At 31.7% G+C, this 18,468-nt stretch carries 15 protein-coding genes; 6 read left to right on the forward strand and 9 right to left on the reverse strand.

The window, feature by feature from the left end; all coding sequences use genetic code 11:
* Positions 1–119: 119 nt before the first annotated feature.
* The 7 genes from HNQ03_RS13110 to HNQ03_RS13140 all read right to left on the reverse strand — a co-directional run bounded on the left by HNQ03_RS13110 (position 120) and on the right by HNQ03_RS13140 (position 8,542).
* Entirely contained in the window at positions 120–1,652 is a 1,533-nt protein-coding gene (locus tag HNQ03_RS13110; RefSeq protein WP_226927517.1) for a BamA/TamA family outer membrane protein, read from the reverse strand.
* A gap of 225 nt (positions 1,653–1,877) precedes the next feature.
* Positions 1,878–2,666, reverse strand: a complete 789-nt coding sequence (locus tag HNQ03_RS13115; RefSeq protein ID WP_173780147.1) for an SDR family oxidoreductase — start codon at positions 2,664–2,666, stop codon at positions 1,878–1,880.
* A 479-nt stretch (positions 2,667–3,145) separates the two neighbouring features.
* A complete protein-coding gene (locus HNQ03_RS13120) occupies positions 3,146–3,976 on the reverse strand; it encodes a 5'-nucleotidase, lipoprotein e(P4) family (RefSeq protein WP_173780148.1) in 831 nt (276 codons plus the stop codon).
* Positions 3,977–3,995: 19 nt separating this feature from the next.
* A complete protein-coding gene (locus HNQ03_RS13125) occupies positions 3,996–5,228 on the reverse strand; it encodes a 3-phosphoshikimate 1-carboxyvinyltransferase (protein ID WP_173780149.1) in 1,233 nt (410 codons plus the stop codon).
* 129 nt (positions 5,229–5,357) lie between these two features.
* Positions 5,358–5,684: a nucleotide pyrophosphohydrolase gene (locus tag HNQ03_RS13130; RefSeq protein ID WP_173780150.1), complete on the reverse strand. Its 327-nt coding sequence runs from the start codon at positions 5,682–5,684 to the stop codon at positions 5,358–5,360.
* A 56-nt stretch (positions 5,685–5,740) separates the two neighbouring features.
* Positions 5,741–7,078 carry an endonuclease NucS domain-containing protein gene (locus HNQ03_RS13135; protein WP_173780151.1) on the reverse strand — a complete coding sequence of 446 codons (1,338 nt, stop codon included), beginning with the start codon at positions 7,076–7,078 and terminating at the stop codon, positions 5,741–5,743.
* A 57-nt stretch (positions 7,079–7,135) separates the two neighbouring features.
* A complete protein-coding gene (locus tag HNQ03_RS13140) occupies positions 7,136–8,542 on the reverse strand; it encodes a hypothetical protein (RefSeq protein ID WP_173780152.1) in 1,407 nt (468 codons plus the stop codon).
* 261 nt (positions 8,543–8,803) lie between these two features.
* On the opposite strand from HNQ03_RS13140, the gene HNQ03_RS13145 reads away from it, so the two are divergent.
* The 4 genes from HNQ03_RS13145 to HNQ03_RS13160 all read left to right on the forward strand — a co-directional run bounded on the left by HNQ03_RS13145 (position 8,804) and on the right by HNQ03_RS13160 (position 12,436).
* On the forward strand, positions 8,804–9,055 hold the full coding sequence (locus tag HNQ03_RS13145) for a type B 50S ribosomal protein L31 (protein ID WP_173780153.1): 252 nt from the start codon (positions 8,804–8,806) through the stop codon (positions 9,053–9,055).
* A 116-nt stretch (positions 9,056–9,171) separates the two neighbouring features.
* Positions 9,172–10,338, forward strand: a complete 1,167-nt coding sequence (locus tag HNQ03_RS13150; protein WP_173780154.1) for a putative sugar nucleotidyl transferase — start codon at positions 9,172–9,174, stop codon at positions 10,336–10,338.
* 218 nt (positions 10,339–10,556) lie between these two features.
* Positions 10,557–12,017: an IMP dehydrogenase gene (gene guaB, locus HNQ03_RS13155; protein WP_173780155.1), complete on the forward strand. Its 1,461-nt coding sequence runs from the start codon at positions 10,557–10,559 to the stop codon at positions 12,015–12,017.
* Positions 12,018–12,043: 26 nt separating this feature from the next.
* Positions 12,044–12,436 (forward strand): DUF6759 domain-containing protein, encoded by a 393-nt coding sequence (locus HNQ03_RS13160; RefSeq protein ID WP_173780156.1) that lies wholly within the window; start codon positions 12,044–12,046, stop codon positions 12,434–12,436.
* Between the two features lie 16 nt (positions 12,437–12,452).
* Here the strand turns inward: HNQ03_RS13160 and HNQ03_RS13165 are convergent, their stop codons facing one another.
* Both HNQ03_RS13165 and ruvC read right to left on the reverse strand, forming a co-directional pair.
* Positions 12,453–13,511 carry a DUF4407 domain-containing protein gene (locus tag HNQ03_RS13165; RefSeq protein ID WP_173780157.1) on the reverse strand — a complete coding sequence of 353 codons (1,059 nt, stop codon included), beginning with the start codon at positions 13,509–13,511 and terminating at the stop codon, positions 12,453–12,455.
* 120 nt (positions 13,512–13,631) lie between these two features.
* Positions 13,632–14,186, reverse strand: a complete 555-nt coding sequence (gene ruvC, locus HNQ03_RS13170) for a crossover junction endodeoxyribonuclease RuvC (protein WP_173780158.1) — start codon at positions 14,184–14,186, stop codon at positions 13,632–13,634.
* Positions 14,187–14,287: 101 nt separating this feature from the next.
* Between ruvC and HNQ03_RS13175 the strand changes: the two genes are divergently transcribed.
* Together HNQ03_RS13175 and HNQ03_RS13180 are read left to right on the forward strand one after the other, a co-directional pair.
* Complete coding sequence (locus HNQ03_RS13175) at positions 14,288–17,320, forward strand: VIT domain-containing protein (protein WP_173780159.1); 3,033 nt, start codon at positions 14,288–14,290, stop codon at positions 17,318–17,320.
* A gap of 218 nt (positions 17,321–17,538) precedes the next feature.
* Positions 17,539–18,441 (forward strand): mechanosensitive ion channel family protein, encoded by a 903-nt coding sequence (locus tag HNQ03_RS13180; RefSeq protein WP_173780160.1) that lies wholly within the window; start codon positions 17,539–17,541, stop codon positions 18,439–18,441.
* The last annotated feature ends 27 nt before the right edge of the window (positions 18,442–18,468 follow it).

Here is an 18,468-nt window from a genome sequence, read left to right on the forward strand (position 1 = left end):
TTCTACAGAATATCAAACCCAGAAGACAAAAAAATCTGGAAATTCCTGGCTACAAAACCAGAATATGAAAACAAAATGAAATTGTATCTGCTGAATTAAAACAATTTTTTTTTTCGAATCTAAAATCTACTCAACAATCCCCAGTGAATTTTGGTGTCACCAAAACGAAATTCATTTCTAAATTGGTTTCCATTAGCTATTTGAAAACTCATTAATCCTATTGGTAGAAAAAAATTAAAACCAATTCCAACGCTATATAATTCTGGATTTACGCCCAAATTTTTATTGTTCAATTTTCCGTATTGGAGAAAAGTATCGAAAAATGCTTGCTCACCAACCAAATATCGATATTCGGCAGATCCATAATAGTAAAAATCTGCATAAAGAGATTCCTCATTAAAGCCCCGTAATGAATTCCAACCACCAAAACGGATCAATTCATTATTAGAAAATTCATTTTTAGAACTCATCAAAGCAGATTCTCCTTTTAAATTTAGATAATGATTCCCAGAAATATGCACATTTCTTTCCGCAGACAGAAAATAGCGCATTTGCTGTCCTTTGCTTTCTTCATCCGCATAATTTATAGTTAAAAAATCTGCTTCTGCACGTATATTGGTTTTATTTTGAAACAACTCTACATCGGATGCTTCTCGAAATTGGTACCACGTTCCAGCGCCGGTTTTCGTGTAATCTCTACCTTGCGTATACAAGGAATCTAGAATCACGGAAGTTTCAAATGTGCCTCGCAAACCAACTTTTTGGCGACTGCTTAAATTATAATAAACGGATGGCAAAAGTTTTACATTGGCAAAAGTAGAGTCTTGCCGAAAAATATTTACATTTACATTCAAACCAATATTCGATTTTAAAAAATATTGAATATCTGTTTGGAGGTTAAATGTCTGCCCTTGATCGGGATTTTTTTGCCAATATAAATTAATCGTTTCAAATCCATTAAAAACATTTCTGAAGTTTACATTGATGGTTCCGTTGAAGGTGAATTTTTCAGTTTTATCATTTCCAAATCCTATGATACCATCAAAGCTATTGGTTTTTTTCTTTTGGGTAAAAAGATATATTTGTGTAGAATCTTTTGTGAATAAGGATTGAGGAGGGCGATCTAATGCCAAAAATGGATGATTTTGCAATTGATTATTTATTGATAATAAATTTTTATCATCATAAATTTTTCCTTGGAATTCTTTATTTAAATTTTTCACAAAACGAGAAGGTAAATTTTCATAACCTTTGAAAACAAAACCATTTATTGTTCGTTTATCATTTTTATTGAAGGTTAATTCAACAATGGGAATTCCATTTTTTGTACCCAAATATTTACTTTGTACTCTACTGAAGGCAAATCCTTTAGCTATAAATTTTTTGTTAATTGTTTTTTTTAATGAATCTAAATTTTTTGTATAAATTTCAGAATCTAGATTAAGTTCTTGCCTGTCGTTATCAGTAATTTGTACATAAGTTTGATTGTAGTTTTTACCTTTATCAAATTGAATTTTGGTAAGATTGCCTTCTTTTTTCACATGGATTACTTGTGCAAAGAAATAGTTACTTTGCGCCAAAGAATCCAAGAATTTTACTGCAGAAGTTGAATCTTTTACAATTTTTATTTTCTGAGTTTGAGTGTCAATCAACCAAAATTCTTTTTTTTGCGCCTGTGCGAAAGTGCAAAATAGTATCAAGAAAAAAAGGTAGAATTTTAATTTCAAATTTTACGAATGTTTATTTATTCTAAACGAATAAAATCTAAGTTTATTGAGAAATTTGTTGTGATTGTATGATTAATAATTAATCTACCTCTAAAATTATACCTGTCATTTTATGAATAGAATTTTAAAATTCGATTTACATTTCAGATATTAATTCATTTTATTGTATTTTTTCATTAGATTTTCATACCAATTTTGGGGTAAAATCCATTTTAAAGGAACTCCAATTTTTTGTCCGAACTTCCCGAAATAATAGTGTGCTTTCCAATTTCTTTTTTTCAGAAGTTTCTGAATATACTCTGCAACCTCTCGCGTTTCTGCACCGTCTTTTACATGAGAATTCATCAAATAATATACTTTGTCAAATACCTTTTTATAAGGTTCAGATACTTCGCTTTTCACTCTACTTTCCGCAATATCTGTTTTAATGTCTCCCAAATGCAAACTACAAACCTGTATATTCCAAGGGTAAACTTCGTAGCGAATGGCTTCCGTTATCTTGTCTAAGGCAGATTTTGATGCGGAATAAAATCCACGAAAAGGCAAACCCATTTCGCTGCCAATACTGGAAATATTGATGATTTTACCATATTTTTGTCGTCGCATATTTGGAAGAACAGCAGACATCATTTGTACAGAACCAACTACATTTAGATTAAATAATTTTAAAATTTCTTCTTGTTTTGCATCTTCTACAGAACCTACCATTCCCATTCCAGCATTGTTGATGAGTACATCTATTTCGGGAACATCATTGTTGATTTTAGAAATTGCATGGTCTATAGAAGCTTTATCTGTAATATCTGTAGAAATAGAAATAAAATGTTTGCTATCAACCACTTTCCTGCTCAATCCAAAAACTTGATGTCCGTTTTTGCCCAAATATTCTGCTAAAGCAAAACCAATTCCTGTAGAAGTTCCTGTGATTATTATGGTCATTTTATTTCAAAATTTATGATTTAAAAAAGAATTTTCGAATTCTAAAAGGAATAATTATTATCCAAATTAATATAGTATTTATAAAACTATATTCAAAAAAAATTTACGTAAAATAAATCTAAATGGTTGCTCGAAAAAATCTGCTAAACTGGTTAGAACTGAAGTATCGTTTTCTAAATGTGAAGTTAGTTCATTATTATAGAAAAAATAAGAATATGAAAAATTGCAAATAAGCAAAAAAGTAGTCGAAAAATAATTCTCAAATTTAATACTCAAAATCAATGAGCATATATAGATAGTTGAAAATATGTTATAACGACGAAATTCAAAATTATTAATTTCATAATTCCAATTATTTCAAAAATATTCATCATAATACAACAAACCAAAACACTTATAATAAAGTTTTTTGAAATTTTGTTTAAACTAGAAAATAAGTTTTTTGAAATATTCATATTTTACGAAACCCAAAACTCAAATTAATACCCAACAACATTTTTCAAAATAACAGAATCTTTTTGTGCTGGTGTCAATTTATAATTAAAACCAGGCATTGCAGATTCCCAATCTCCGTAGCCAGAATTTGGCAGCATAATAAATTTTTTGCCAAATAAATCTGCATTGTTTTCCACGTTTTGATTGCGTTCTGCTTGTGTTTTTTTATAAAACATATTCGCAAAATCCCCTAAATTATCTCCTAAATACAACACGACATTATAGTTTTTCAAAACTGCGTTGCGGCGTTCTTCCTTATCAGAAGTTGTGCTTCTTACGACCACATATTGCTCGTCTGCATTTGGAAAACCGAGGTCTTTCAAATTTTTCAAAGTTCCAGCTTTGTCGTTTTCATTTCTGTTTGTGATATAGAAAATTTTCACATTTTTGGAAGCAGCATATTTGAAAAAATCTAGCGAACCAGGATATGCTTTTGCATTTGCTTTCGCCGTCCAGTTTGCCCATGTTGCATCATTAAAGTCTTTTCCTTTTTCACTTTCTGTAACCGCATAAGGTGAATTATCTAGAAAAGTTTCGTCTACATCTGTGATGATTGCCAAAGGTTTCCCTTTTTTCATTTTTAGAGCTTCGTCTAGTCTGTATGTTGCAATATTGTATGCTTGGTAAGATAAAGCCATAAATTCGCCAGAATTTTGTTGCCAAACTGCGGAGTAGATTTTTCCGTTTAAAGCAATATTTTTTGGGGTAGTTGTAGCAGTTGTTATGGTTGCATTTTCCAGTGCATTAACGGAAATTTTGCAAGATGAAAGCATTAATAATGCGATAGGAAAGAGGTATAATTTTGAGATTTTCATTTATTTATAATTAGAATTGCTAATTTAGGTTTTCTGTAATGGCTTGCAAATCTTTCCAAAAATCTGGATAAGATTTTTCTACAACTATCGAATTTTCAATGGGTAATTCATTTACTAAACAATACGGTGCAAAGCTCATCGCCATTCTATGATCATTGTATGTAGCGATTGAAATATTGTTTTCTGGTTGGCAAAATGCTACAGAACGGATGCTGTTTTCCGTAATTTCTACGATACAACCAATTTTTTTTAGCTCAATTTTCAGTGCTAAAAGGCGGTCGGTTTCTTTTATTTTTAAAGTTTCTAAACCGGTAAAATAAAAAGGTATTTTCAAAATAGCAGCTGTCACGCAAAGCGTTTGTGCTATATCAGGACAATCATTCAAATCTAATTTTATGATTTCTGGATAAGAAAATAAAGAATTCGAAAAGGAAAGCGAAATTTCATTTGAGCCAGAATCTGAAATTGTATTAATGCCAAAATTGTTTAAAAATATTTCTTTCAATCTGGAATCTCCTTGAATACTGTAATTTTTAAAATTTTCTAAAGAAATTGTTTGTCTTCCAACTGCACACAAGGAATAGAAATAGGATGCTGAACTCCAGTCGCTTTCCACTTTGTAAAATATTAATCTTTCTTGTGAATTTTCAGTTTTCTTATCAATAGAGATGATGTTTTCTATCCAATGATAATCAATGCCTACATCTTTCAAAATTTTTGTAGTCATTTCTAAGTAAGGTAAAGAAGTAATTTTACCTTCCAATTCTAGTTTTAAGCCGTTTTCTAATTTTGCGCCAATCAAAAGTAACGAAGTGATGAATTGACTACTAATATTTGCAGAAATTTTTACTTCCGATTTGGTAATTTTTTTTCCGACGATTTTTAATGGTGGAAAACCTTCTTTTTCTAGATATTCTATATCAGCTCCCAAATCTCGTAATGCATTGACCAAATCTTTTATCGGTCGCTTTTTCATACGATCAGAACCCGTGAGAATGGTGGTTTTTCCCTCCATTATTGCAAAATAAGAGCTTAAGAATCGCATTGCCGTTCCTGCATGATGCACATCTACAATCTCCTCGTTTTTCTCTAAAGCTTTTTGTAAAAGAACAGTATCTTCTGCATTAGAAAGATTAGAAATCCGGATGTTTTCATAGAGTTTTTCCAAAATTAATAGTCTATTCGAGATACTTTTCGAACCTGTGATGGTGATGGTTTGATTTGGGATTAGTTTGGATTTTTTTAATATCATTAATTAATTCTTCTGTTGGAAACCTGCTTGATTATTTTATTTTTTTTCTTTCGTAGATTTAAGGAATTTTGGGGCTGCTTTTGTGCAATTCATCCGCATTATATACTCACAAAATCTGCAAAATATTAATTATTTCAATTTTTCATTATTTTGATGCCTGTCTTTATCTCTTTCTGTTTTTACTTTCATTTTTTTGTCAAAAGCTTCTTGCAAATTAACGGCCGTTTGGTTCGCTAAACATAAAGTTACAAAGAGAACATCTGCCAATTCTTCGCCAAGATCTTTCGATTTATCAGATTCTTTTTCGCTTTGTTCGCCATATCTTCTCGCAATTATTCTCGCCACTTCTCCTGTTTCTTCTGTGAGCATTGCCATGTTGGTAAGCTCATTAAAATAGCGAACACCGACGGTTTTTATCCAATCGTCTACTTGTTTTTGAAGTGCTGTGATTTCCATAGAAAAAGATTTTTAGAGAATAGACGGATAGATAATGGAATAAATAAAAATGAAAATTAATCTTCTTTAGTGAATTCGAAATTATAGGTAAATAATTCAATACTATTATTCGTTTTGACGAGTTCTGTCAATTCATTGTTGGTTTTGTGTAAGCAAATTATACCTTTAATTTTTTTATTCAAATGAATAGATAATGCTTCAATATATTTTTCGATCTGCTCAACAACTTCAATACCGCACTCGTTTCTTTTTAATTCTATAATGTACAATTGGTCATTTTCCTTATCAATCAAAAGAAGATCTAAACGACCATTGATTTCAGGTATTACATATTGTCTTCCGAAAATGTTTTCATCTTGATAAATTTCCAAAGATTTATTGAAAACTTTAAAGCCGAATTTTATTTGCTCTACTATCATGTCTTCTAAATTTTTCTCTTTTGAAATTAATTTAGTTGATTGGAACGAAACAATATTAAACGGTTTTTTTGGCTTAAATATTTGATTGAAAACATATTCTGATTCTGATTTAGTAGAAATCTGCAATTGTAAATTTTTTCTCTTTTTTCTATAATAGAATTCTAATGGATATTTGCTTATTATAAAATCGAGAACATTCAAACACTTTTGTAAATCTCTAGTTTTCTCTAATGAAAAGAGATAATTATTTGCAAACAATGTAAACTCATCCACTTTGTCATCTATGAGATGAATATGATTTATTTCGTAATTTGATTCTAAATCGAATATATCCAACGACCGTTTATAACAATTCAATGCGTTTTCTAAATCATTAATTCTATTATAAGCATAGCCTATATCATTATGAATGTTCCACTGTAACGTTAAAATACCAGGGTAATTTAAAAGATTAATACCATTTCCAGGAATAGTAAAAGAACCTAAATATTTTAATAACTGTTCATTTTGTTTTATCGAATTATGATAATTCTCTTCTTCCAAATAGCATATTGCAGTAAAATAACAAGCCACCAAATGATCAATTGAATTGAAATATCCAAGGGCTATTCTAAAATTTCCTTTTTCCAATTGCAACAAACCATTAAGATAGGAAGTTGCGTTTGAGTCGTGAGCAAATTCTAGGGCAGTTTTAAAAAAAACATCATTTGTATATTCATTGAAAAAGTATAGCATTGGTTCCCAAACCATAAAATACATTTCGGGAAATTCATTCAAATCTTGAACGAACTCAAATGCTAATGCGTTATAGAATTCTTCTTGCTGCCCATTTATCGCCTCTCTTATTTTAACCTTCTCTTCTAAAAGATCATTGACGGTTATTTCCTCATTAATACATGTTAAAGTTTTTTCAAGTAAATCCTTGTTATAATTCACTTTAAGTTCTTCAAGTAAATAAATAATTTTATCTATCATTTTAAAATTTCAGGTTTCAAATTCTCTCATCTCTTCATCTCTCATCTTCTCATCTTTTTATTGATACGCTCCTAAAGTTGGAGGAGGATTACTAGAAGCTCTGCTCAATTTCAAAATATCCAAAGGAATGCTCGCTGCAAAAGAAGGATTTCCTTTATTTTTTGCTGGAGAATCAAAAGCTGGTTTCAGATTCATTGCCGGTATATTAAATTCTGTGAAGTAAGGATCTGTATTAATAATAGAAGATACGATTTGCGGATTTCCTGTAAAATTGAAACCTGCAGCAGATGTTTCATATTTCAGCAAAGCATTTTGGACGATGTAGGTGAAAACTTGTCCTACTGTTGGTTTTAGCACTACGGCATTAGATTTATTGTTCCACAGGATAGAATTTTTAATATTTAAATTTAATGCTCCGTTTTCTGTTTGTCCATTCTCATTAATAAATGAATTGCTTGCGAATAATACATTTCCAGTACCAAGATTGTCCCAATAATTAGCTAATGTACAATGTGTGAAATCATAATTTCCTCCTTTTTGAATGGTAACGTCTGCATTTCCGCAATTATTCATCACCAGATTTTTTGCAACAATGGTAGAATTTATGGCAAAAATTCCAGATTCTTGAAAAGTATGAATGATGGTATTATTGATGGTAGCATTGGTTTGGTTCATTTGCAGACCATTTGTACCACCGAAAAGTCTAGCATAGTTCATATTTAAAGTAGAGCCTATTGCAAAATCAATAGAATTCCAATTTTTTGGCAATGTATCGTATTTAGGATCGTTTCTATCTCCTCTCAAAATAACTTCGCTCCCCAAATCACCATTTATATTTAAAGATGCACCGGTGGAAATTTTCATTCCAGAATTTTTAAAGAAATAAACTTTTGTACCAGCTCCAATATTCAGTGTGCTTCCACTGGAAATCGTTAAATCTCCATAAATGATTTTTGCTTTGGTATTATTCCAATTCACATTTCCATTCAAAACATTTGGATTTCCGGGGGTTTCTACAAAAAATTCTGCATCTTGAACCACAGAAAATAAGGTAACTTTCTGCTCTCCAGTAGGAAGTTTAAATAAAACTTGATCTTCTGCTATAGCTTCTGGTACACTTGCGGTTGGTGCAATTTCTACAAAAATGTACAAGCTGTCTTTTTTTCTTAAGGCAACATTATCAAAAGAAAATCCTGATTTTCCATCCACATTAATTTTATATAAAGATCCTGCTCCATCTCTTAAAGAAATATTTGGGATTAAAATATCTTTATCTTCATCGTTAAAAACCTTCACAGCATAAGTTTCTGATCGAACTTGATTGTAAACAGTATCGCAAAAAACAGTGTCTGTAGAAAATCTCAAAGCCTGCGAAGGACTTTCAAAACTGATGTCGTCTCGGTTGCAAGAAACTGCAAATAGGAGAGTCCAGAATGAAAAAGCGAGGATTATTTTATATTTCATTGGGTGCATTAATAATTGAAAACGTAAAGTTAATGAAAATAGTACAGCAAATTTAATTCAAAAATTAAAAAAGTTTATTGTGGTGTCAAAAAATATTCTTATTTTTGCACTCTAAAATTTACCAGAAGAATTAGCCATTACTATTTCTAAAGCAAAATTTATTAAAACAAAAATTATGAGATCGCTGTAAATGATTTAAAATCAAATACAATCATAAGATAAGCGATAACATTTGACAAATAAAAATTTAAAAATTTACAAATGAAACAAGGAATTCACCCAGAAAATTATAGAGAAGTAGTATTCAAAGATATGAGTAACGAAGAAATGTTTGTATGTAAATCTACAGCAGACACGAAAGATACCATAGAATTTGAAGGTAAAGAATATCCATTGATCAAAATGGAGATTTCTTCTAGCTCTCACCCATTCTACACAGGGAAAACAAAATTAGTAGATACAGCAGGTAGAGTAGATAAATTTATGAATAAATACAAAAAATTCACTAAATAATCTTTTACTTCTTGTAAAAAATACAAACCTTTCAAATTTTTTGAGAGGTTTTTTTTGTTTAAATTTGCTGTAAGTTGATATTTTCAAAGTCTATTATCTAAAAATCTTTTATCAAAATGTCTATCAAAATTATATTTTCCGACGCTCAATATTGGGAAGAATTTCTTCCGCTTACTTTCACAAAACCTGTTGCAGAAATGCGATTTGGAATTTTAACTTTCGCAGAACGTTGGAAAAAATTGTTGAATGCAACGGATTGTTTCTATTTAACCCAAGATTATTTGCAAGAAAAATTTCCAGGCACAAAATCTGGCGAAGTTTTATTTTTAGTTCCAAATTTCTTGCCAACGGAAAAAGTCGTTCAAGATATTATTGATTTAAAGTGCGGAGAAGCATTGGTTTATAAAGATGAATTGATTGCTACAAAAATTGATATCGAAAAATTTAGTTTAAACAATATTTCAAAAATGACGGATATTGAAGAAGATTTAATCTTTGTATCCAAACCAGCAGATCTATTCACCTACAATGAAAACGCCATCAATTTCGATTTTGAATTATTAACAAAAAACAAAACATCACAAGAACTTTCCGAGACGAATGGTTTTCTTGGGAACGCAGAAGATTTATTCATAGAAGAAGGTGCGAGTGTAGAATTTTCTACTTTAAATTGTAAAACCGGAAAAATCTACATCGGGAAAGATGCAGAAGTGATGGAAGGTTGCAACCTTCGTGGTCCAATTTCTTTGGGAGATCATTCTAAATTTAATTTGGGCGCAAAAATTTATGGTGCAACAAGCATCGGTCCGCATTGCAAAATTGGCGGAGAAGTAAATAATATTGTAGTTTTTGGCTATTCTAATAAAGGACATGATGGTTTCCTTGGAAATTCTGTGATCGGCGAATGGTGCAATTTGGGAGCAGACACAAATTCTTCCAATCTTAAAAACAACTATGCCGAAGTAAAACTTTGGAATTACAAAGCAAAATCTTACCGAAAAACAGGTTTACAATTTGCAGGTGTAATTATGGGAGATCATTCTAAAACTGCCATCAATACACAATTAAACACTGGAACTGTAGTAGGAATGGCTGCAAATATTTTTAAATCTGGATTTCCACCAAATTTAATAGAGAATTTTACCTGGGGTGGAATGAAAGGCGACGAAAAATTCAGGTTAGACAAAGCCTACGAGGTTGCAGAAATGGCAATGTCTCGTAGAAAAATTGCTTTTACAGATGAAGATAAAAGAATCATGGAGTTTGTTTATGAGAATTATTAATCATAAAAAAGTTAAAAGATTAGCGATTGTGTGAGAATTTCAAATATGAAAAATTAGCGATAATAAAAAGATTCTGCTTATTTCGGTTTTTGCCAAACTGAATTTACGCAGAAAACTTTTGTTTCTTTTGTGGCTAAAAAAGATGTTGAGCTTTGAATTATTCTAAAATAATTTCCAATTCTAATTAAAAAACCTTAATTTCGCAAAGAAAGTGCCTTATGCCAATTCAAGACAAAATTGTAGAACAAGCAATCACATTTGATGATGTTCTATTAATCCCTTCCTATTCAGAGATTTTACCTAATCAGGTTTCTTTAAAATCTCGACTAACAGATAAAATTACCTTAAATATTCCCATCGTTTCTGCAGCAATGGATACCGTAACAGAAGCAGATCTTTCGATTGCGATTGCAAGAGTTGGAGGTATTGGCTTTATCCATAAAAATATGACGATTGCAGAACAGGCTGCACAAGTAAACAAAGTAAAACGTTCGGAAAATGGGATGATTGCAGATCCTATCACACTTTCCAAGGATCATACTTTGGGCGAAGCAAAAGCATTGATGGCGAATTACAAAATTTCTGGATTGCCAGTTGTAGATTCGGATAATTATTTAATAGGAATCATCACCAATCGTGACGTAAAATACCAAGAAAATTTAGATATAAAGGTAGAAGCATTGATGTCTACCAAAGATTTGGTAACTTCTGATAAGCATACAACTTTAGAAACGGCAAAGCAAATTCTGCTAGAAAATAGAATTGAAAAATTACCAATAGTAGACGAAAATTTTAAATTAGTTGGCTTAATTACCATAAAAGATATAGATAATCAACTAGAATATCCGAATGCTAACAAAGACGAAGACGGTAGATTAATAGTTGGTGCAGGAGTTGGAGTTGGCGAAGATACCTTGGATAGAATTGCCGCTTTAGTAGATGCGGGAGTAGATATTATTGCGATAGATTCTGCACACGGACATTCTATAGGTGTTTTAGATAAAATAAGAGAAATAAGAAAAGCCTATCCAGATTTGGACTTGATAGGTGGAAACATCGTAACAGCAGAAGCTGCAAAAGATTTAATAGAAGCTGGCGCAAACGTTTTGAAAGTTGGTGTTGGTCCTGGTTCTATTTGTACAACAAGAGTTGTAGCCGGAGTTGGAGTTCCGCAATTGTCTGCAATTTATAATGTGTATGAATATGCCAAAACAAAAAATGTAACCGTAATTGCAGATGGAGGAATTAAATTATCTGGTGATATCGTAAAAGCAATCGCAAGTGGAGCAGGAGCAGTGATGCTCGGTTCGCTTTTGGCAGGAACAGATGAATCTCCGGGTGAAGAAATATTGTATCAAGGTAGAAAATTTAAAGCTTACCAAGGAATGGGAAGTCTTTCTGCTATGAAACGTGGTGGAAAAGAAAGATATTTTCAATCTGAAGCCAAGAAATTTGTACCAGAAGGTATAGAAGGAAGAGTGCCACACAAAGGAAAATTAGAGGAAGTTATTTTTCAATTAATTGGCGGACTTCGCGCTGGAATGGGATATTGCGGCACAAAAGATATTTCTACCCTTCAAAATGACGGAAAAATGGTGCAGATTACTGGAAGTGGTTTGAAGGAATCTCATCCTCATGATGTAATCATCACACAAGAAGCACCGAATTATTCCATATAAATTTGAGGAAATATTTTATATTTTTAATGATGCTAGTTCTTTCAATTTTAAATAGTTGCGAGTCGGTTTCTTATCCATACAGAGCAGATCCAATTTCACAAGAGGAGAGCTTTGAAGAATTGATGATAATAGATGCGGTAGATAGAAAAGCTAGAGCAATTGCCGCCGCAAATCAGTTTTTAAATGATGGTCCAGAAGATACGGTTGCAGCTATTTTAATTGAAAATGAAAGCAATTGCGATGTAATTATTAAAATATTTGGGATTAAAAATTACACGTTACCAATACCAAAAAATGGCAAAAATTTCTTAGTTGTTCCAAAAGGAAATTATAGTTTAAAAGGTGAAGTCTGCAATACAATTTATAATTCTACAAAAAATATTACGCAAAGTATTAATTTGAAATTATCTGTAAATTAAAATATTTCTTTCAAATCTATTTTAAATTTTTCTTAAAATCCTCAATCCGAAAATCCGTTAAAGTATTCCCTTTCTCAATTTTTTCTTTTGCATAAAGTCGAAAATCATTTTCGGTTTTTTCTAAAAGATGATCATAAGGTCCAACTGCAGATATTAGCTTCACCAAAACGGGCGAAATTTCTAATGCTATAAATAATCCTAAAATAAACATAGAAGCAACTGCCATTATCGGCGTCTCTTTTCCAAGCTCATCCAAAGCTTGCAGTCTTGCTGCAAAACCATTGAATCCATCTTCAAATTTTTCGGTTTTATTTCGTTCAGATTCAATATTTGTGTAGACTTTAGAAATTTCTTTGTCTAAATAATCTTGGCGAGGTTGCATTGTTTTTCGGTAGTTTTCCAAATCTTGTAAGCGTTGATTTTTTAATTCCGCTTTTCGTTTTGCGTTGGTTCCAAAGCCAACTTTACCAGAAGTTAATCCGCTTTGCTTTCCCAGAATTTCTTTTTCTAATTCTACACTTGCGCTATCATAAGACATTTGATAGGCTGCAATTTTTTCAGAAATTTGCTTTTTTTCTGTTTCAAAAGGTGTAGATTGTTGTAGAATTCTGCCATTCATTTCCTTCTGAAGTTGTGTTTTATTTCTTTGGATAATGGTATTTAATTGTTTGTTAACTTCTTTTTCAAAAATTTTCAACTCCAAAGGTTTAGAAATCACAATTCCCAGAAAACCGGCTAATATCAACCTCGGAATTGCCATCAATAGCTGATTCCACCAAGTTCCAGTTTTCTTTATGGATGAAACAATGTATCTATCCAAATTAAAAATCATCAATCCCCACAAAATTGCAAATACAACAGATGCCAAGACGCTATCAAAAATTGTAAACATTGCATAGCCTGCAGAAAGCGTGGCAAATACCGCGGTAAACAGAATTATACCACCAATTCCCGCGAACTTATTCCATTCACTTGGTGTTTTTCTTAGAATGTGCAGATTACCACCACTAAAAATTAATAGTGATTTTTGAAACCAATATATTTTATGATTTATTTTAATTTTCGAGTTTTCCATCTTGTACATATTATCAATTGGTGTTCCATTTTACAACAATGTTACAAATAGTATTAGGTTTTGCCAAGTAATAGTAAATTATTTTAGCAAAAAAAAATATATCTGGAAAATATTGAGCGTTTATTTTATTTTATCGGGGTTTTGCTTCACAAAACTTTCCCAACCAGTATAAGATTTTTCCGTAGAAACGGTGCCAGAATTAAAGTGATGACAAACTGCAACAGCCAATCCATCAGAAGCGTCCAAATTTTTTGTGGCAAATTCTTTTAGTTGAAAAAGATTCAACAACATACCTGCAACTTGTTCTTTGCTCGCATTTCCGTTTCCGGTGATGGCCATTTTTATTTTTTTTGGAGAATATTCTGTAATCGGGATGTCTCTATGCAGAGATGCTGCCATTGCAACTCCTTGCGCTCTGCCCAATTTTAGCATAGATTGCACGTTTTTGCCAAAGAATGGTGCTTCAAGCGCCACTTCATCTGGATGAAATTCGTCTATCAATGCCAAGGTTTTATCAAAAATAACTTTAAGTTTCGTCTCGTGGTTTGGATATTTTTTCAAAATCAATTCATGCATAGAAATTAATTTCATTTCTTTTTTAATGATTGAAATTAAACCAAATCCCATGATGGAAGTTCCTGGATCTATTCCCAAAATTATTTTTTCTATTTGCATTCGGTAAAAATAAGGATTTATAACAGCATTTAAATTCAACAAAGGAAAATTAATGATATTTAACTTTTTTCTTATCTTTAATAAATACTTAAAACCTACAGATGAAAAATCCAATTGCTCTGCTTTTGCTAATCCTGAGTTTCCAATTTTCTTTTGCGCAAATACCTATTATAGAAACTCCTCTCAAAGGTGGAGACTATCAAGTAAGTAATAATGTAGTACTGCAAAAATTATCTTATGACGTGAAAATAACGGGCAATATTTCTACTACAATAGCAACCATGGTTTTTCGGAATAATACCAGCAGAATAATGGAAGGAAGATTAACTTTTCCTCTGCCAGAAGGCGTTTCTGTGAGCGGATATGCTTTGGATATCAATGGAAAATTACGAAATGCAGTTCCTGTAGAGAAGGCGAAAGCGAAAGAGGTTTTTGAAAGTATTGAAAAAAGAAATGTAGATCCAGGAATTCTGGAAAAAGTAGAAGGCAATAATTTCCGTACCAGAATTTACCCCATCAATCCGAATAGCGAGCGTACTGTTCAGATTACTTATAATCAAATATTAAAAAAAGTTGAAAATAATCTGCAATATTATTTGCCTCTGGATTATACATCTGCAATTCCCAATTTCAATTTAAAAACATCTGTGTTTGAAAAAATAAATACTCCAAAATTGGAAGAGAAACCAGATGGCAGTTTTGATTTCGTTAAAAATGGAAACGTTTGGGTGGCAGAAATTTCTAAATCAAATTATAAAACAACAGGCAATTTAAAAATAAATCTTCCGCAAAATGAAAACGAAAGTTCTGTTTTAATGCAAAAAGCGAGCGGAAATAATTTTTATTTTTTGGCAAATGTTCCTGTGAATTCTATTTCAAAAGCGAAGAAAATGCCAGAAACGCTGGGAATTATTTGGGACAATTCTTTAAGTGGTTTGCAAAGAGATCATGCAAAAGAATTCGAACTTTTGGATGAATATTTTAAAGCTGCAAAGAATATCACTGTGCAATTGGCCTTTATTAATAATGAATTTGAAGAGCGTAAAACATTCAAAATAAATAATGGAAATTGGCAAGAATTAAAAACCTATTTAAACAATGTAAATTATGATGGTGGAACAGATTTCAGTCAATTAAAAAATTTAAATGTTGATGAATATCTGCTTTTTTCCGATGGACTTTCATCTTTTGGAGACTTCAATTTTAACTTTAATAAGCCAGTTTATACGATTGTTTCTTCCCCAAAAGCCAATTTTAGCCAACTGAAATTTATAAGTTTAAAATCAGGTGGTGAATTATTAAATATCCATCAAAACCATCCAAATCAGGAAGTTAGAAAATTGCTTTTTCAAAATTTAAAGTTTTTAGGTATTAAAGACAATCATAATTTAGCAGAAGTATATCCAAAATTGCCACAAAATGCAGAAGATAATCTAGTGATTACTGGAATTTCTGATACTGATGAAACATCGGTAAATTTGCTTTTCGGCTATGGAAATACGCCAGTTGTGGAAAAAATGATATTTCTTAATAGTAAAGAATCTACGACCAAAGATTGGGATATTTCCAAATTTTGGGCACAAAAAAAGATTTCTGAATTAGAATTATTTGAAGATGTAAATAAAGAAGAAATCAATAATCTCGGAAAACAATTTGGAATTGCAACCAACAATACGAGTTTGATCGTTATGGAAAATGTGCAAGATTATGCGCGTTATGAAATTTTGCCTCCAGCAGAATTGCGAAAAGAATATGATGTGATGATGAAATCTGGTGCCGATTTGCGAGATAAGCGAATGACAGATTTGATGAAACAAGCCGAAAACATGACGGAAAATTTAAAAAAATGGTGGAATACAGAATTTAAAAATGAAAAAAAATATCCGCAACCTAAGTCAAAAATAATTTTGAATGATAGTGTTAGAACGCAAAATATTGAAGAAATGGTTGTATATTCTAGTGATGCAGATTATAGCTCTAGTCCACCACCACCACCTTCTGTAGATAGAGTGACAGAAAATGAAAGTCGTGCCGAATTGCAAGAAGTTGTGGTACAGGGTTATACTAGATCTGAAAGCAGGCGCCAAACAGCTTCTGCTTCTAGAACAGTTTCTAGTGAAATAACTATGAGCAGACCAAATGCGAATGTACTAAATGTAATGGAGGGAAAAATTGGAGGTGTGAATGTTTCTATTGCCAAAGGAAAAATCACAACCATTGATGTAAAATCTGATCAAGAATACATGAAATCTTTTGAGAAATTAAATACTGCTGAAAGTATTTACGCAGAATATTTAATTCAAAGAAAAAATTACCTTCAAACGCCAAGTTATTATTTAGATATTTCTAAAATTTTGTTTCAAGCAAAGGACAAAAAATTAGGATTAAAAGTGTTGAGTTCCGTGGCAGATTTGGATATAGAAAATGAAGAATTGTATAAACTTCTCTATTACAAATTAAAGGAGCAAAATATCAACGATAAACAAGTTTGGATTTCTAAAAAAATTCTAGATTGGAGACCAATGGATCCGCAAAGTTACAGAGATTACGCTTTGGCTTTGGAAGACGATGGAAAACCGCAGGAAGCCTTGGATTATCTTTACCAAATTCTCACAAAATCTTACACTCAAGAATTGGCAAATCGTGATGATGGAATAGAAGAAACCATCATTATGGAACTCAATTCTTTAATTTCCAGAAACAAAGGCAAATTAAATTTAAGCAAAATAAACCCAAAATTGATTGCAGATTTGCCTGTAAACATCCGTGTAGTATTGAATTGGAACAAAGATAATACGGATATTGATCTCTGGGTTACAGATCCGAACGGAGAAAAATGCATGTACTCTCATAAACAAACTGCAATTGGTGGAAGATTGAGTGACGATTTTACTGGTGGTTTCGGTCCAGAACAGTTTTTACTGAAAAAAGCCATTAAGGGAAAATATAAGATAGAAACCAATTTCTTTGGCGAAAATCAAGTCAGTATTTCTGGTCCAACAGCAATATTGGCGGAGATTTACATCAATTATGCAACTGGAAAACAAGAAAGAAAACTGGTAGTTTTTCAAAAGCAAAAAAAATCTAAAGAAGGAAATGGTGATGGAGTTTTGATCGGGGAGTTTGAGTTTTAATGAAAAATATACGCTAATTTTAAGAGCTTGTTTAAAATTGTATCAAAACCACAAAAGGAACAAAAGATAATTATTGAAAATAAGAAAAATCAAAGCTAACATAATATAAAGTGCTTATGTCGTGTAACTTATGGTAATTTTTAAGTATTGTAGAGCAGTACCTATTGTTTCTTTTGTGTTAAAAAAAACAGACAATTGCCACGTATAAATTAATAAAAATGGAACAGGAAATAAGAGAAATTTTAGTTAATCCAATATTCGGGAAATTTGTGGCGGTATTTATTGGAGTCGCATTGATTTGGGCGATTCTCAATTTTATTCAGAAAAAAATCATTTCAAAAATTCAAAATAATGACAGTCTTTACCGCACGAAAAAAGCGGCCACTTTTTTGGGTTACTTTTTAACGATTATACTTCTCACTGTAATTTTCAGCGATAAATTGGGCGGATTAACCGTAACTCTTGGTGTTGCAGGTGCAGGAATTGCTTTTGCGTTGCAAGAAGTAATTGCATCTTTTGCAGGTTGGCTCGGCATTATGTTTGGTGGTTTTTACAAAACTGGAGATCGTGTACAATTAGGCGGTATAAAAGGCGATGTGATGGATATTGGCGTTTTGCGAACCACCATTATGGAAACCGGACAATGGGTAGATGGAGATTTGTACAACGGGAGAATTGTGATGATTGCCAATAGTTATGTTTTCAAAGAACCCGTTTTCAATTATTCTGGAGATTTTCCGTTTTTATGGGACGAGATAAAAATCCCCATTCAATACGGTAGTAATTATGATAAAACCACACAAATTTTAGAAAATATTGGGGTTGAAATAGCGGGAGATCTTACCGAACAAAGTAAAATAAAATGGAAAAGCTTGCAAAAAACATTCAAATTAGAAGACTCGCAAACAGAACCAATGGTTTCCTTAATTGCGAATGATAATTGGGTAGAATTTACCTTGAGATACGTGGTGAGTTACAAAAAAAGGCGGGCAACAAAAACGCTGCTTTTTACGAAAATTTTAAAGGAAATAGAAGCTACAAATGGCGAAATTGGTTTTGCATCTACGACAATTCAGTTGGTTAATCCTCCAAAATTTAAAGTGGAAGTTGAGGGAAAATGATAGAAGTATTTTGATGAAACTATGGTA

Origin of the sequence: Frigoriflavimonas asaccharolytica (assembly GCF_013294015.1) — a bacterium.
In the GTDB taxonomy this organism is placed as follows: domain Bacteria; phylum Bacteroidota; class Bacteroidia; order Flavobacteriales; family Weeksellaceae; genus Frigoriflavimonas; species Frigoriflavimonas asaccharolytica.

Bases quoted from the DNA above. Each gene is read 5' to 3' on its own strand.
- HNQ03_RS13120 (WP_173780148.1), bottom strand. From the start codon at position 3,976: ATGAAAATCTCAAAATTATACCTCTTTCCTATCGCATTATTAATGCTT.
- HNQ03_RS13180 (WP_173780160.1), top strand. From the start codon at position 17,539: ATGGAACAGGAAATAAGAGAAATTTTAGTTAATCCAATATTCGGGAAA.
- HNQ03_RS13130 (WP_173780150.1), bottom strand. From the start codon at position 5,684: ATGGAAATCACAGCACTTCAAAAACAAGTAGACGATTGGATAAAAACC.
- HNQ03_RS13160 (WP_173780156.1), top strand. From the start codon at position 12,044: ATGATGCTAGTTCTTTCAATTTTAAATAGTTGCGAGTCGGTTTCTTAT.
- HNQ03_RS13145 (WP_173780153.1), top strand. From the start codon at position 8,804: ATGAAACAAGGAATTCACCCAGAAAATTATAGAGAAGTAGTATTCAAA.
- HNQ03_RS13150 (WP_173780154.1), top strand. From the start codon at position 9,172: ATGTCTATCAAAATTATATTTTCCGACGCTCAATATTGGGAAGAATTT.
- HNQ03_RS13140 (WP_173780152.1), bottom strand. From the start codon at position 8,542: ATGAAATATAAAATAATCCTCGCTTTTTCATTCTGGACTCTCCTATTT.
- guaB (WP_173780155.1), top strand. From the start codon at position 10,557: ATGCCAATTCAAGACAAAATTGTAGAACAAGCAATCACATTTGATGAT.
- HNQ03_RS13165 (WP_173780157.1), bottom strand. From the start codon at position 13,511: ATGGAAAACTCGAAAATTAAAATAAATCATAAAATATATTGGTTTCAA.
- HNQ03_RS13135 (WP_173780151.1), bottom strand. From the start codon at position 7,078: ATGATAGATAAAATTATTTATTTACTTGAAGAACTTAAAGTGAATTAT.
- HNQ03_RS13175 (WP_173780159.1), top strand. From the start codon at position 14,288: ATGAAAAATCCAATTGCTCTGCTTTTGCTAATCCTGAGTTTCCAATTT.
- HNQ03_RS13115 (WP_173780147.1), bottom strand. From the start codon at position 2,666: ATGACCATAATAATCACAGGAACTTCTACAGGAATTGGTTTTGCTTTA.
- ruvC (WP_173780158.1), bottom strand. From the start codon at position 14,186: ATGCAAATAGAAAAAATAATTTTGGGAATAGATCCAGGAACTTCCATC.
- HNQ03_RS13125 (WP_173780149.1), bottom strand. From the start codon at position 5,228: ATGATATTAAAAAAATCCAAACTAATCCCAAATCAAACCATCACCATC.